The sequence below is a fragment of the Actinomyces sp. 2119 genome (assembly GCF_003591215.1).
In the GTDB taxonomy this organism is placed as follows: Bacteria; Actinomycetota; Actinomycetes; order Actinomycetales; family Actinomycetaceae; genus Actinomyces; species Actinomyces lilanjuaniae.
Genome location: NZ_QYRR01000006.1, coordinates 210,185 through 224,907 on the forward strand (window position 1 = coordinate 210,185; position 14,723 = coordinate 224,907).

10 protein-coding genes are annotated in these 14,723 nt (G+C 69.4%); 4 read left to right on the top strand and 6 right to left on the bottom strand.

Annotated elements, in window-relative coordinates; translation table 11 throughout:
* Window positions 1–38 precede the first annotated feature (38 nt).
* The 4 genes from D4740_RS08995 to D4740_RS09010 are packed head-to-tail and all read right to left on the bottom strand — an operon-like array spanning window position 39 to window position 4,509.
* Window positions 39–992, bottom strand: a complete 954-nt coding sequence (locus tag D4740_RS08995) for a glycosyltransferase family 2 protein (protein WP_119836687.1) — start codon at window positions 990–992, stop codon at window positions 39–41.
* Complete coding sequence (locus tag D4740_RS09000; RefSeq protein ID WP_119836599.1) at window positions 989–2,413, bottom strand: glycosyltransferase; 1,425 nt, start codon at window positions 2,411–2,413, stop codon at window positions 989–991. The genes D4740_RS08995 and D4740_RS09000 overlap by 4 nt, the downstream gene beginning before the upstream one ends.
* Window positions 2,403–3,677, bottom strand: a complete 1,275-nt coding sequence (locus D4740_RS09005) for an ABC transporter ATP-binding protein (RefSeq protein ID WP_119836600.1) — start codon at window positions 3,675–3,677, stop codon at window positions 2,403–2,405. Before D4740_RS09005 ends, D4740_RS09000 begins: the two co-directional genes overlap by 11 nt.
* Window position 3,678: 1 nt before the next feature.
* Window positions 3,679–4,509, bottom strand: a complete 831-nt coding sequence (locus D4740_RS09010; RefSeq protein WP_119836601.1) for an ABC transporter permease — start codon at window positions 4,507–4,509, stop codon at window positions 3,679–3,681.
* 365 nt (window positions 4,510–4,874) lie between these two features.
* On the opposite strand from D4740_RS09010, the gene D4740_RS09015 reads away from it, so the two are divergent.
* The 3 genes from D4740_RS09015 to D4740_RS09025 are packed head-to-tail and all read left to right on the top strand — an operon-like array spanning window position 4,875 to window position 8,253.
* Window positions 4,875–6,017 (top strand): glycosyltransferase family 2 protein, encoded by a 1,143-nt coding sequence (locus D4740_RS09015; RefSeq protein WP_119836602.1) that lies wholly within the window; start codon window positions 4,875–4,877, stop codon window positions 6,015–6,017.
* Window positions 6,017–7,309, top strand: coding sequence for a glycosyltransferase family 4 protein (locus D4740_RS09020; RefSeq protein ID WP_119836603.1), 1,293 nt, complete (start codon window positions 6,017–6,019; stop codon window positions 7,307–7,309). Before D4740_RS09015 ends, D4740_RS09020 begins: the two co-directional genes overlap by 1 nt.
* Window positions 7,306–8,253, top strand: coding sequence for a lysylphosphatidylglycerol synthase domain-containing protein (locus tag D4740_RS09025; protein WP_119836604.1), 948 nt, complete (start codon window positions 7,306–7,308; stop codon window positions 8,251–8,253). Before D4740_RS09020 ends, D4740_RS09025 begins: the two co-directional genes overlap by 4 nt.
* Here D4740_RS09025 and D4740_RS09030 read toward each other — a convergent pair.
* Complete coding sequence (locus D4740_RS09030; RefSeq protein WP_119836605.1) at window positions 8,149–11,076, bottom strand: YfhO family protein; 2,928 nt, start codon at window positions 11,074–11,076, stop codon at window positions 8,149–8,151. The two genes, D4740_RS09025 and D4740_RS09030, sit on opposite strands and share 105 nt — an antisense overlap.
* A gap of 86 nt (window positions 11,077–11,162) precedes the next feature.
* Window positions 11,163–13,337: an N-acetylmuramoyl-L-alanine amidase gene (locus D4740_RS09035; RefSeq protein ID WP_119836606.1), complete on the bottom strand. Its 2,175-nt coding sequence runs from the start codon at window positions 13,335–13,337 to the stop codon at window positions 11,163–11,165.
* Window positions 13,338–13,714: 377 nt separating this feature from the next.
* Between D4740_RS09035 and rfbB the strand changes: the two genes are divergently transcribed.
* Window positions 13,715–14,710: a dTDP-glucose 4,6-dehydratase gene (gene rfbB, locus D4740_RS09040; protein ID WP_119836607.1), complete on the top strand. Its 996-nt coding sequence runs from the start codon at window positions 13,715–13,717 to the stop codon at window positions 14,708–14,710.
* The last annotated feature ends 13 nt before the right edge of the window (window positions 14,711–14,723 follow it).

Below are 14,723 nucleotides of genomic sequence, written 5' to 3' on the forward strand. Positions count from 1 at the left end.
TCTGCCCTGGCACCCGGACTCAGCGCCGTGCGCCAGGCCTAGGGGCGCGGCCCGCCCCGTCCCCGCAGCCCGTCCACCAGCCCGTGGGCCAGCGCCGAGGCCCGCTGCCGACGACGGTCAGCCAGGGCCGCGTTAAAGGCCGTGTACTTGGCGAGCCAGACGGTGTAGCCGACCCTCCACGCCACCGGGAGCAGGCCCGAGCGCAGCAGGCGCACCGTGTTGCGCACCAGGTAGTAGCTGCGCACAGGGGCGTGGACGTGCACCGGCTGACGACGCCCGGGCAGCCGGACCACCTCGTCACCCAGGCGGTGCGTCATCGGCGTACCGGTCGCTACCACCAGCCGGTAGCCCGCGCGCCGCGCCCTCAGACCCCACTCCAGGTCGACGTGGTCGATGAAGAGGTCCTCCCTCATGGGGCCGACGCGGTCCAGCGCCTCCATCGACACCAGGCACCCGGAGGCGATGAGGAAGGCGACCGTCAGATAGGGCTGCGCCAGCTCCTCGGGCGTGGCCCGGCGCGGCCCCCAGCGGCGCGCCACGTAGACGAGCTGGTCGCGACCCTGGCGGTCCTCCCCTACCAGAGGTCCGGCTGCTGCGACCCCGCAGCTGTCACTACCGGGGTCGTCCCGCTGGTCGGCTCTGAAGGCCGCCAACAGCTGGTCGACCATCCCGGGTGAGGGAACGGAGTCGTGGTCCGACAGCAGGACCCAGTGTGCCCCCAGCTCACGGGCCCGCTTGATGCCAAGGTTCTGGGCGGCAGCGATCCCGAGGTTGCCGCCCATCTCCGCCAGGTGCGCACCGGTGCGCGCGCACGCCTCCCGCAGCGGCTGGAGCTCCTCGGGAGAGGAGCCGTTGTCCACGACGACGACCCACTGGCACTGGGCGGACAGGGCCGTAACCAGGTCGGCGCATGAGGGTGCCGGATGGTAGGTGACGACCACGGCGGCCACCTGGTTGGCCGCAGTCTCGCCGGTTGAACGCCCCCCGGTCATCGCCTCAGCCTTGACAGGCGCCACTGCACCTTAGCCGCCACCCCGCGCGCTCCCGAGGTCCTCAGGGTGCGGGAGACGGCACGCAGGTCCCGGCGCAGGGCCGTCAGCAGGGACACCTGCCCCGCAGGCCGGTAGGCGGCGACACGCTCGTGGTCGGCCGCCCTGTAGGGCTGGGCGCAGTACCTGATGAGAGGTTGCAGCGTACGCTGCCACGTGAGCTCCCGCGCCGTCCCCCTGACCGCCTCCCGTGCCGAGCGCGCTGCGGTGTCGTCGCTCAGGAGAGTGATGATGCTGCTGGCCAGGGCGTCCGTGTCACCCACGGGGACACTCGCCCCCAGGCCGTCGCGCTCCACCAGGGTGGCGAAGGAGTCCCCTGCCGAGCACACGATTGGCAGGCCTGCCCACAGGTAGTCCAGGATCCTGGTCCTGAAGGAGAAGGCGGTCTCAATGTGGTCAAAGTGGGTGGACACCCCGACATCAGCGTCCATGAGGTAGTTGACCCGGTCCTCGTAGGCCACCCAGTCCTCGTGGAAGAACACCGTGGTCCCCGTCAGTCCGAGCCTGTCCGCCTCCTGACGGGTACGCACGGCCATGTCCATCTCCGGGACGTCCGGGTTAGGGTGGCGCATACCCAGGAAGAAGAGCCTCACGTCCGGTACCTGGCGTCGCACCACGTCGATGGCTCTGACCACGGACAGCGGGTCGAACCAGTTGTAGACGCCTCCGCCCCAGATGACAACCGGGTCCTCAGCCCCGATCCCGGGCACGGTCCCCTTGACGGGGTGGCGGGTCTGGACCGCCTCGTCGTCGGAGGTGCCGAAGGCGACGACGTCAATGAGGCTGCGCAGCGAGGGATCGGCGTCGTAAGTGAGCGGATTGACTCGCCCTGAGCCTGCCAGGTGCCCCAGCCACAGGTCGCGCTGCTTCTCGGAGGCGCAGATGAAGAAGTCCCCCCGCAGAACCTGGGCGTCCAGCTCAAGCAGCGCCCGGGACAGGGCGGCGTCACGCTGGTCCAGCGGCTGGTACCTCTCCGCCTCCAGGGACTCCAGGTGGAAGGGGTCGTACAGGTCGATGACGATCTTCTGGGGGACCTCGTGGAGCCAGGGGAAGGTCGCCGCGATGTAGCCCTGGATCACCACGACGTCAGCACCCTCGACCTCACGCCTGAAGCCGTCGACGTCGGTGCGCGCGGCCTGGAAACCCGCGCCCTGGCGCTGGCAGGCGGCAAAGGTCAGCAGACGCACCCGGTGGCCCTGAGCAGCCAGGTGGGAGGAGATCTCCCAGGCCCGGATCGCCGGGCCGGCCATCTTCTCCCCGAGAGTGTCCAGGGTCGCCACCACGATCCGCTGGGAGATCCGCTGAGAGGACTTCTGGGACCGCTCGCCGGACCTGTCGGCTCCCGGCGTCTCCTCACAGCCCATCCTTACCTCCTGTCCCCGTGCCCAGAGCCGAGACCACCTCGACCGCCGTACGCGTCTGCCCGCTCATCCTCCACCGGCCCGCCATGGATACCGGCCCACCGGAGTCCCGGGGGTCGCTGGTGCCCACCTGCAGCCAGGCGATCTCCCGGACGAAGTCGAACACCTCCTCCGGTCCCGCCCCGAGCACACCGCCGTGAACCGCGTAGAGGCCCTCCTGGAGCGGCAGGTGGGGGATGACGAGGTCAACGCTGCCCCGCCCCTCCAGGTAGTCAGGGCTGAAGCCCTGGTCGCGGGAGAAGCTGGCCCACAGGTAGCTGCCCTGTGCGCTGTCCATCGTGAGCCCCAGGCTGGGGCGCTCGACCCGCCTGGTGGCGTGGTAGTGCAGGCGCAGCACGACCTGGTCCCCCGATACCAGGCCCTCCTCGCCCACCGGGCCTTGAGGGCCGATGACCTCCACACGCTCCACGACGACCTCACCTGTGCCCCAGCGGACCCGGCCGTTGTCGTCAGTACGGATATTGGTGCGCTCCGCGTCCGCGTACTGCTCCAGGACGACCCGGGCCGGGCCCACAGCCTTGAGGCGACCGTGGTCGAGGTAGGCCGCCTGGTCCGCCATGGAGCGCAGCTGGGGCAGGGAGTGGGAGACCACGACGACGGTACGGCCCTCATCGCGCAGGTCGGCGAACTTCTGAGCGCACTTCTCCTGGAAGGAGGTGTCGCCCACGGCGAGGATCTCGTCCACCAGGAGGATCTCCGGCTCCGTGTGGATGGCCACCGAGAAGCCCAGGCGCACGTACATACCTGAGGAGTAGTTCTTCACCGGTTGGTCGATAAAGGCCTCAACCCCGGAGAAGTCCACGATCTGGTCCAGCTTGGCATCGATCTCGCTGCGGGACATGCCCAGGATCGAGCCGTTGAGGTAGATGTTCTCCCGGCCGGAGAGCTCGGGGTGGAACCCGGAGCCGACCTCCAGCATCGCCGCCATCCGGCCTCGGCGGCGGATGGTCCCGGAGTCGGGAACCAGGATCCTGGCGATGCACTTGAGCAGGGTGGACTTGCCCGACCCGTTGTCACCTACCAGGGCAAAGGTGGACCCCTGGGGAATCTCCAGGCTCACCTCCTCCAGCGCCTGGAAGTCCTGGTAGGAGGAGGAACCGCGTCGCATGAGCGCGGACTTCAGCGTGTTGTTGCGCTCCCGGTAGACCCGGAACCTCTTGGACACTGCCTCCACGCTGACCGCGGCAGAGCCGACCGTCGCAGACATCTCAGAGCACCTCCGCCAGACGGGACTGGTGGCGGTCGAACACCCACCACCCGACAAGGAACACCCCCAGGGACAGGGCCAGCACGACCAGGCTGGTGGACAGCGCGGGAAGCCGGTTGTCGTACAGCAGGTTCCTGAAGGCCAGGATGAAGTGGTAAAAGGGATTGAGCCGGTAGACGTCAAACACTGTCATCCCCAGGAAGGACCCGACGCCGCCGGAGACCTCCTGGACCATCGTGGCCGGGTAGATGATCGGGTTGGCGTAGAACCAGATCTGGAAGACGATACCCATGAGGTACTGCGTGTCGCGGAAGTGCACGTTGGCCACGGACAGCATCATCGCCACCCCCGTCGAGAACAGCGTGAGCAGGACCATGAGCACCATGGCGGGCAGGACGTAGAGGTAGGGGGCACCGCCCAGCAGGATGACAGCCACCACCAGGACCACCATCTCGATCGACCACGAGTAGAGCCACGCCAGGGAGTTGGAGACCAGCAGTGCCGAGCGGGGGAAGTAGACCTTCTTGATGAGGTTCTCGTTGCCGACCAGTGCCGCCATGCCGCCGTTGACCACGTTGGAGAAGAAGGACCACGGCAGCAGCCCGCACATGAGCCACAGGGCGAAGTAGTCCAGGCCTGAGGGGTCACCCGGGGCGGGCTGGACGCGGATGACGATGCTGAAGACGAGGGAGTACACCACCATCAGCGCCAGCGGGTTGGCCAGCGACCACAGCTGCCCCAGGGCGGTCCTCTTGTACTTCCCTTTTACCTCACGCATCGTGAGGTTGTACAGGAGCTCTCGCGACTCCCGCAGGTCACTGATAATCGGCAAGGCACGTCCTTTGCTCAGGCTACGCAGTGGGCACGGTCCAGGCACCGTGGCAGGAGGGCTGACAGGACAGCGGCCCGGCTGGTGCGCCCCCACCATCATAGGCAGACCCGCAGGCGCACCCGTACAGGAGGTGGGGCACATCCCACCTGCGCCCGGTCCGTACCCCTGGCCGGGGGCAGCAGCGCCAACCTGCCCGGCTGCCCTACACTGTGGCAGCGACGACCGGGGAGCGCTGCCCGGAACGCGGCTGCCAGAGCCGACGCCCGGCTCAGAGGGCAGACGCCCGTGCCCATACGCTCCCCGGGCCTGCTGTACCACGGCCCTCGCGCCCCGGCGTCCGCCCCGTCTACCGAACACAGGACACCATGAAGCTCTTTGTCCAGATCCCCTGCCTCAACGAGGAGAACACCCTCGGCATGGTGCTCGACACCATACCGAGGCAGATCGACGGCGTCGACCAGGTCGAGGTCCTCGTCATCGACGACGGCTCCACCGACGGCACCGTGGAGGTAGCCCGCGCCCACGGCGTGCACCACCTGGTCCGCCACACCCGCAACATGGGACTGGCCCGCTCCTTCAGGGACGGTGTCGACTACGCCCTCGCTCATGGAGCCGACGTCGTTGTCAACACCGACGGCGACAACCAGTACAAGCAGGAGTACATCGGCGACCTGGTGGCGCCCGTGGTCAGCGGCCAGGCCGACATCGCCATCGCCGACCGCCAGACCGCCCGGATCGCCCACTTCTCCTGGTTCAAGAAGCGTATGCAGCGCGTGGGCTCCCAGGTCGTCAACTACGCCGCCGGCACCACCCTGCCCGACGCCGCCTCGGGGTTCCGCGCCTACTCCAAGAGCGCCCTCATCAGGCTCAACGTGGTCACGCAGTTCTCCTACTGCATGGAGACCATCATCCAGGCAGGCAACAAGCGCCTGCGCATCGCCAGCGTGCCTATCACCACCAACCCCAAGACGCGCGAGTCACGCCTGTTCACTAACATCTTCCAGCACATGGCCAAGTCGGGCTCAGCCATCGCGCGCTCCTACCTCATGTTCAAGCCGCACGCGGTCCTAGGATGGCTGGCAGCCGTGCTGGGGGTCCTGGGGCTCGTCCCCTTCATCCGCTTCCTCGTGCTGTGGCTCGTGGGGCAGGCGGGAGGGCACGTCCAGTCCCTCATCTTCGGCGTCACCATGCTCGTCGCCTCCCTGCTCAGCGTCGCGCTCCTGGTCATCGCCGACCTGCAACGCACCAACCGCATCCTGGTCGAGGAGGCGCTGGAACGCCTGAAGAACCTGGAGTACGGGCGGCCTGACACCGCGGATTCCGGCCATGCCACCACCGGCGCCACTGCTGCTGCCACGACCGCTGCCACCACCCCGGGCCGCACAGGGCAGACCTCTGCCAGCGCGAGCAGCAGCGGTGCAGCCAGCACAGGCGGTACGAGTAGCCCAGGCAGCACAGGCGGTGCGGCCCCCGCCACGAGCGGCGCCCAGCTCCCGGTGGGACGCTGATGCCTGCCGCCACAGGCGCGCCCGGGTGCGCACAGTCTGCGCGGCCTGCCGCACAGCCTGAGGGCACCGCCACGGCCCCCACCAGGACAGTCTCCCCCAGGACCCGGGTCCTGGGGTTCGGCACCTACGACGCCAGGGCGCACCCCCGGGTCGCCGTGCTCCTGGAGGGCCTGCGGGGCAACGGGCTCACGGTGCGCGAGCTGGACCGGCCCCTCGGCCTGGCAACGGCGCAGCGGGTCGCTATCCTCCAACAGCCCTGGCGGCTTCCCGTCCTTGCCGGGAGGCTGGCCGCCCGCTGGTCGGCCCTGGCACTGGGCAGCCGCCGCTTCCGGGGTGCTCATGCTCCCGACGTGCTGCTCGTGGGCTACATGGGACACTTCGACGTCCTGCTGGCCAGGGCGCTGTTCCCACGTACCACCATCGTCCTGGACCACCTGGTCTTCGCCTCGGGTACGGCCCGGGACCGGGGCGAGGCCGGCACCAGGGTACGGTTGCTTAAGGTCCTGGACACCCTGGCCACCAGGACGGCCGACGTCGTGGTGGTGGACACTCGCGAGCACGCGGCCCGCCTGGAGCCAGGTGCGCGCGCCCGCGCCGTCGTCGTCCCCGTGGGTGCCCCCAGACAGTGGCACGACTCCGGTCAGCGAGAGCTGGAGAACCAGCTCGCCCGGGAACGGGACCGAGACCACGCGGCCGGTCCCGGCAGCCCCCCGGCCGCCGCACCGGCCCGTGCGCTGTCCGTCGTCTTCTACGGGATGTTCACCCCGCTTCAGGGCACGCCCACGATCGCACGCGCGCTGCGGATCCTGGCCGACCGCGCAGACAACGTACGCGCCACGCTCATCGGAACAGGACAGGACCGCTGCGAGTGTGAGCGCGTCCTACGCGGGGTGGACACGGTGGAGTGGCACGACTGGGTGGAGCCTGCCCGCCTGCCCGACCTCGTCGCGCGCCACGACGTGTGCCTGGGAATTATGGGGACCACGAGCAAGGCTCTCGACGTCGTCCCCAACAAGGTGTACCAGGGGATAGCTGCCGGGTGCGCGGTCGTCACCTCGGACACTCCTCCCCAGCGACGGGCGCTGGGGCAGGCGGCCGTGCTCGTTCCTCCCGGCAGTGCTGAGGCCCTCGCCCAGGCCCTGGAGACGCTGGCCAGCAGCCCCCAGGCCCTGGAGCAGGCCAGGTGCCGGGCCGCCGCTGCCGCCCAGACCTTTACCCCTGTACGAGTCGTCCGGCCCCTGGCGCACATGCTTCCCGTCCCCGGTGGCACCCGTCGGCGGGAGGCCTCGTGAGGGCGGTGCTACAGCTCCTGCGCTCCCCGTGGCTGCGCACGGTCTTCCTCCTGAGCGCCCTGTCCCTGGCCCTCTACGCCGTCGCCTCCCAGTGGGCGCAGGTGCGCGCCGCCATGTCAGGCATGAGCCCGTGGCTCCTGGGCGGTGCGCTGGCCGCCGCCCTGGCCTACGTGGTCCTGACCTGGCTGGCGTGGCGGTCGCTGCTGTCCGACATGGGGACCTCCTTACCCCGCGGGCCGGCCTTCCGCGTGTTCTTCGTCTCCCAGCTGGGCAAGTACCTGCCCGGAGGAGTGTGGAACATCCTGGCTGCTGCCGAGCTAGGGGCGGACCACCAGGTGCCCCGACGCAGGTCCGTCTCGGTCATGGCTGTCAGCGTCGCCATGTCAACCGTGACGGGGCTGGCTCTGGCGGTGGGGACCATGCCCTTCGCCCCGCGGCAGGTCGCTGCCACCTACTCCTGGAGCCTCGCCATGCTCCCGGCCCTGCTGCTCCTGCTGGCGCCGCCCCTCCTCAACCGCCTGCTGGGCACCGCGCTGCGCCTGGCTGGGCGGCCCCCGCTGGAGGGGGCGGTTAGCTGGACCGGGGTGCTGGCCTGCGCCGCCTGGAGCCTCCTGGCTTGGACGGCCGCCGGGCTGCAGGTGTTCCTCCTGGCCGTGGGCACCGGGATGGAGGCCAGCACCTCCACGCTCGTGCTGTGCGTTGGGGGGTACGCCCTGGCCTGGAGCGTGGGATTCCTCGTGGTCCTTGTCCCCGCCGGGGCCGGGGTACGTGAGGCGGTGCTTGCCCTGGTGCTGGCCGGATCCCTGTCCAGCGGCGGCACCGTGGTAGTCGTGCTGCTGTCACGCGTGGTGCTGACCGTCGCCGACCTGGCCCTGGGAGGCCTCGGCCTGCTTGCGGCGCGCACGCACCGGAACCACCGAGGCCACGGCGCGGGCTCGCCGTAGGAGGCCCGGCAGGCACGCCACAAGCACCACCGCCCAGGAGAACCCGGTGACCAGCAGCCCCGCGACCAGCCACGGGGCGGTGTAGTCCAGGCGAATCGTGTGGTTGCCCGCCTGAGGGACGTAGACCGCCACGGCGGCGTTGTCCGCCTCCACCAGCTCGACCTGCCTGCCGTCCAGGGTCGCCTGCCATCCTCCGTCGCGCAAGGGGTCGGCGATGACGACCCACCCCGGGCCGTCGGAGTCCACGGCCAGCTCCACGGTGTCGGTGCCGAGGTCCTTCTCCGTGACGGTGGCCGAGGTCCCCTCCGTCATGGCCTGGACGTCAGAGGCGTCCTCCAGCACGACGGTGTCCTCGGCCAGCTCCCCCTCCTCCAGGACTGCCAGCCGCTCCTGCTCGTCCTCGACAACCGTCTGGGTCGAGGCCCAGCGCACCCGGTCCAGGGCGCTCAGCCGCTCCAGGACGATAGCGTCCCCGGCGTGGACGAGGCGCAGGCCGTCGTCGAGAGGGCGGTAGGGGTCCAGCGCCAGGGTACCGTCAGCCCGTGTCCCCAGGTCCAGGCTGCCCTCGGTCTGGGTCAGTGCCACCTCTGCGTGCCAGGGCTGGTTGTCAGGAATGTCCTCCCCGGCTACGGCGACGTACCCGTCAAGACCCGGTGCCCCGTCAATGTCCGAGGTGGAGGTGGCCAGCACGCTGCCGTCGTCGTCGCTGAGGATCCTGACCGTCAGCAGCCCGTCGTCCGTCTCCAGCGACTCGTAGGAGGAGGCGGTGACGACGATCCCACGCACGGCTCCGGCGAAGGACCCTGAGGCCAGGACCATCCCGTCGGCGCGCAGCGTGGTCGCCTCCGTCGCAGCCGCTCCCTCCTCCCGCTGACCAGGGAAGTACTCCGACATCGGGGCCACGACGTATCTGGCTGCGTAGCGGTCAAGGACCCCGCTATCAGCGCCGTCGAGCAACGAGCCCACGGGCAGCATGGAGTAGGTGGAAGTCTGGAAGAAGCCGTCCTCGACCTGGGACATGGTCTCACGCCACTGCGGGGAGACAAAGGCGTGCCCGCTCAGCGCGCGCTGGCGGTAGAGGGTCGAGGTCCCCGGCATCATCGCGGTGTACACCGACACGTAGCGGTTACCGTCGAGCCTGTCCTCCAGGAGCTCGTGGGTCGGGGTCCTGGCGTAGAAGGTGTCGGAGTCGCTCAGCGGCCACCAGCGCCGGGCCGTGTCCACCGAGGTGAGGGTCGTCAGGACCAGGGCCACGACAACGGCAAGCACCGCCGTCGAGCGCCGGGGCAGCACCCAGGCCAGTCCCGCCGCCGCCGTGCAGACCCCCATGAGCACCAGCGTGGTCCCGATGAGCCGCCACGAGGTCTGCGCGTCCTGCGGGTCCCGGTAGCGTACGGCCAGGACCACCATGACCCCCATCAGCCCGGCTGCCACCACCAGCGCACCCCCGGCCACCACCCGTGACCGGACGGGCCGGGCGACCCCCCACAGCCTGCCCAGCTGTGCCCTCAGGCCCTCGGCCTCGTAGACCGCCGCCAGACCGCACGCGGCCAGGACAGCCACCAGGAACCCCAGGACCGAGCGCATGCGTCCGATAGGGCTGCTTCCCACGCCCGGCACCTCCTGGAGCAGCCGCAGCAGCGGACCGCCCAGGTAGACGGCGACCAGGAGCACAACGAGCGCGGTGATAAGGAAGGGCAGCACGCCCCGGGGAGGTCGCCGCCGGGAGGTGACGAGCAGGGCCAGTGAGACCAGGACCAGGGCGGCAGCACCGATGTAGGAGAACCCCTCTACCGGGTGGGCGATCCACCGGCCGGTATCGGCAGCGGGGTCGCCCAGCAGCGAGGGGACCAGTGCGGAGGCCAGGCTCTGCAGCGGCAGGGGCTGGGTGTTCTCGGCCGTGCGCGACTCGAAGTTGATGTAGTGGAGGCTCTGCCACACGAAGGGCAGCAGCTGGACAGCTGCCAGGCCGGCGCCCAGGAGGACGCCTGCGGCGGACCTCAGCAGGCTGGCCGCCACCTGGGTCGGCCGCAGCCCGTGAGCCAGCGCTCGCACCAGAAGGTAGCCCGCCGCCGTCAGCAGCGAGTAGACCACGATGGCGGGGAATCCCCCTAGCAGCATGGAGGCGATGACGAGTGCCCCGGGCAGCACGTCGCGCCACCTGCGTTCCACGGCAAGCCTGTCCGTGGCCCAGAACAGCAGCGGGATCATCGCGGCGACCCTGGTCTGGGGCCAGTTGGTCCAGGCCACCATGAAGCCGCTGGTGGCGTAGACCAGGGTGGCCAGGGGCACCGTGAGCCGAGGCAGGCCCCAGCGCCGCCGCAGGAGGCCGTTCATCCCCAGGGCTGCCGCCGCTACCTCCAGGATCTTGACGCCCGCAGTGGCAGCGGTCGGCGGCAGGACCCACCAGGGCAGGGACAGCGGGGACAGCAGCCCCGAGTTGGGCAGCGCCGCCAGCGTCGTCCCGCCGTTGGTGTAGGGGTCCCACAGGGGTATGTCCCCGGAGCGGACCGACTCCACAATGAGGACCGCCATCGGGGTGGCAGAGTCGATCGTGTCCCAGCTGAGACGGTTGGTGACCTCGTTGCCGTCGGCTACGGCCCAGGGGTCCATGACGCTCAGCAGGTCGGTCGCGAGGAAGACGCGCGAGGGCAGGAGCCCAGGGACGACGACCAGCGCCAGGAAGACCAGCACCCCCAGCCAGCCCAGCCTGGCCAGGGCGGTGTCCACCGCGTCAGCACCCAGACGGTGGGGCCAGGTCCGCAGCCGGGACGGAAGGGAGCGTGCCCGGTGCACCAGGCGTGCGGGAAGCACAGGAAGCATCGAGAAGGGTCTCCTGGGAGCTCAGAGGTGCCAGGCACCGTGCACCCGGCACGATGCACGGCCATCATGCCGCATCCGGGGGGCTCTCAGCGAACGACTCCTAGTGTGTCATCACGGTCACCGTCCCAGTCACCGACCAGGACCTTGTCGCTCGCCCGGCCGTAGGCCTGAGTTATATCAGCCTGTCCTCCGGCGATCGTGTTCTTGACGTAGTAGGTGTTGCCTCTGCGCACCGCCAGGGTGTCCCTGCCGTCACCGTCCCAGTCACCCGACAGCACGGTGTCGCTGGAGCGGCCGTAGGGGACGACCCTGTCCGCAGCCCCGGAGCTGATGGAGTTCTTGATGTAGTAGGTGTTGCCTCGGCGCACCGCCAGGGTGTCCCTGCCGTCACCGTCCCAGTCACCGACGACGACCTCGTCATCGGCCCTGCCGTAGGAGATGGTGACGTCCGCCTGTCCCCCGTTCATGGAGTTGCGGAAGTAGTAGGTGTTGCCTCGGCGCACCGCCAGGGTGTCCGTCCCGTTGCCGTCCCAGTCACCGACCAGGACCTCGTCGTCGGCCCTGCCGTAGGTGAAGGTGCGCAGGCTGCCCCCGGTGGAGTTGGTGTTGCGGAACCCGACCTTGTTGCCGTCGCGGCGGGCCAGGGTGTCGATGCCGTCACCGTTCCAGTCCCCGGAGAGCATCTGGGAGGTTGACCGACCGTACTGGAACTCGATGTCGGCCCTGGCCGACCAGGAGTTGTTGAGGTAGATCGTGTTGATGCTGCCGACCGCGGAGCCGATGACGCCCTGCGCGATCGAGCGGATGGTCCCCAGCCTGGAGTAGCCGACGTCGCCGGGGCAGGTCGTGTACCCCACGTCGCGGTGCCCGATGATGCGGGGCAGGGACACCGTCGTGCCCGCCCGGTAGCGCGCCGTGGTCCTGATAGCGAGGTTGGCGGACCCGGTGGCGCTGGACACGCCCGCGCGTCCCAGGAACCAGCCCGCCATCTTCCCTACAGCCTGGAGCTGGGTGTCCGTGGGGGCCACGGAGCTGTAGGTGCCCAGCATGGACAGCCCCATCGTGCCGGTGTTGACGCCCAGGGCGTGACCTCCTACCACCATCTTCCCCGCTGCCGCGCTGGTGGACCCGTAGCGGCCCTCAAAGACCCGGCCGTACTTGTCGATGAGGAAGTTGTAGCCGATGTCGCCCCAGCCCAGGGTCACGGCGTGGTAGTAGTAGATGCCGTTGACGATCGATGCAGACTGGCTCGAGGTGTAGCTATTGGTTCCTGCGGTGTGGTGGACCACGACGTGCGAGGCCGAGGCATAGGTCGGGGTCCACGTCATGTAGGCGGAGTTGGCACCCCACTCAGCACGGGTGGTCACCTCCACCGGCAGGCCGTTCGCCGTGGTCGTAGCCCCTAGCACCGCAGGGAGCACGCCGGCTCCCGCCGGGTCGGAGGAGCTGGCGACTGGCTGCTGGGAGACCTCCTGAGAGTCAGGGGTGCTCGCAGCGCCGCCGCTCTCACCGGAGTCCTCACCAGAACCGCCGTCCTGGGACTCCTGCTCCTCGGTACCGGTCTGCCCGGGCTCGGGGGACTGCGGCGACACCGGAGTGGGGTCGGCCTCGGCGGTGTCCACGTCAGAGTCCTCCAGGACCTGCTCGCCTTCCGGGTTACCGGGGACCAGCGCCAGCTGGAGGTCGGCCGGGAGATCCTCCGGCGCCCCCAGGACCGCAGCCTGGACGGCGTCGGCGCCGCCGGTGATGAACTCCCCGGTACCACCCACCGCCACATCGTCAGGACCGGAGTCGACCGACTCGTTGAGGTACCAGTCCGACCACTGGCTGCCCTCGCGCACCCGCAGGTAGATCTGCGTCCCCTCGGGCAGGCTGGCGTCTCCTGCCCAGGTGAATCCTGCCACCAGGAAGTCAGAGACCTCCAGCGGCTCAGTCAGCAGCACGGCGTCAGTCTCCGGGGTAGCAGACTCCGTCTCCGCCGCAGGCACCACCTCAGCCGAGCGGGCAGTGCTCCCCGCCGGTGTCACGGAAGAGGGCTGACCTGTGCCGCCAGCGGAGTCCTGGGCCTCTGCCTGGGCCTCGCCAAGCCCCGCCTCGGCCATGTCGGTAGCCTCCCCCGCCACCGTGGTCAGACTGAGGACCTGGACCGGTGCAGGGGCCTCCTGGTCCGAGCCAGGGTCCGCCTCCGCCGTGGGAACCGCTCCTGCCAGCAGGGCAAGGGGGACAGCGACGACCGCCTGGAGAAGACGAGAGGCGGGCATATTGCTCCTTTCGACGTGGCCGGACCGGGACCTGCGCACGTACATGCCACACAGAACCCGCGTTGCCACCGGGGAGACTACCTGCCCACCACTCGTTAAGGAAGAGCCATGGGTCTCACCACCGAGCACACAGTCCTCTCTCAGCGCACGGGGACGGCCCTTGGGCTGTCATCGCAGCGCCGCGCAGGGAGACCACTTCTACGTCACAATCATATGACAGGCCGTGTCGTGCTGTCCGACGAGCGCTGACCGCCCGGTGCTGCCGCCCGGTGCTACTGCGACGGCTCCTGCAGGCCTGTGGCATGATGTCAGCGGTCAGCAGCAGCCGACGGCCTCATTGTCCTGACCGGCCCAGACACGTTCGGAGACCCAGACACATGCACGTCCTCATCACCGGTGGCGCCGGCTTCATTGGTGCCAACTTCGTCCACCAGACCCTCACGCGCCACCCCGACGCCACGGTCACGGTGCTCGACAAGCTCACCTACGCCGGGAACCAGGGCTCCCTGGCTGACCTGGGCGAGCGCGTGACCCTGGTCGTGGGCGACATCGCCGACACCGACACGGTCGACCCGCTGGTAGCCGGAGCCGACGTCGTCGTCCACTTCGCCGCCGAGTCCCACAATGACAACTCCCTGCGGGACCCCTCCCCCTTCATCCGTACCAACCTGGTGGGCACCTTCACGCTGCTGGAGTCCGTGCGTCGCCACCGGGTGCGCTTCCACCACGTCTCCACCGACGAGGTCTACGGCGACCTAGAGCTGGACGACCCGGCAAAGTTCACCCCGACGACCCCCTACAACCCCTCCTCCCCCTACTCCTCCTCCAAGGCGGGCAGCGACCTGCTGGTACGCGCCTGGGTGCGCTCCTTCGGCGTGGAGGCCACCATCTCCAACTGCTCCAACAACTACGGCCCCTACCAGCACGTGGAGAAGTTCATCCCCCGCCAGGTCACCAACCTCATCGACGGCGTACGCCCCAGGCTGTACGGCGCCGGCCAGAACGTGCGCGACTGGATCCACGTCCTCGACCACAACGACGCCGTGTGGGACATCGTCGAGAAGGGCCGTACCGGTGAGACCTACCTGATCGGCGCCAACGGGGAGAAGAGCAACAAGGAGGTCGTTGAGCTGATCTGCGAGCTCATGGGGCACGAGCCCGACGACTACGACCACGTGGCGGACCGTCCCGGCCACGACATGCGCTACGCCATCGACAACACCAAGCTGGTCGAGGAGCTCGGTTGGACGCCCCGCTACACCGACTTCCGTTCCGGCCTGCAGGACACCATCGAGTGGTACCGGAACAACGAGGCGTGGTGGCGGCCTCTCAAGGCTGAGGTCGAGGCCAGGTACGCGGCCCAGGGGCAGTAGCAGTAGCCGTCGA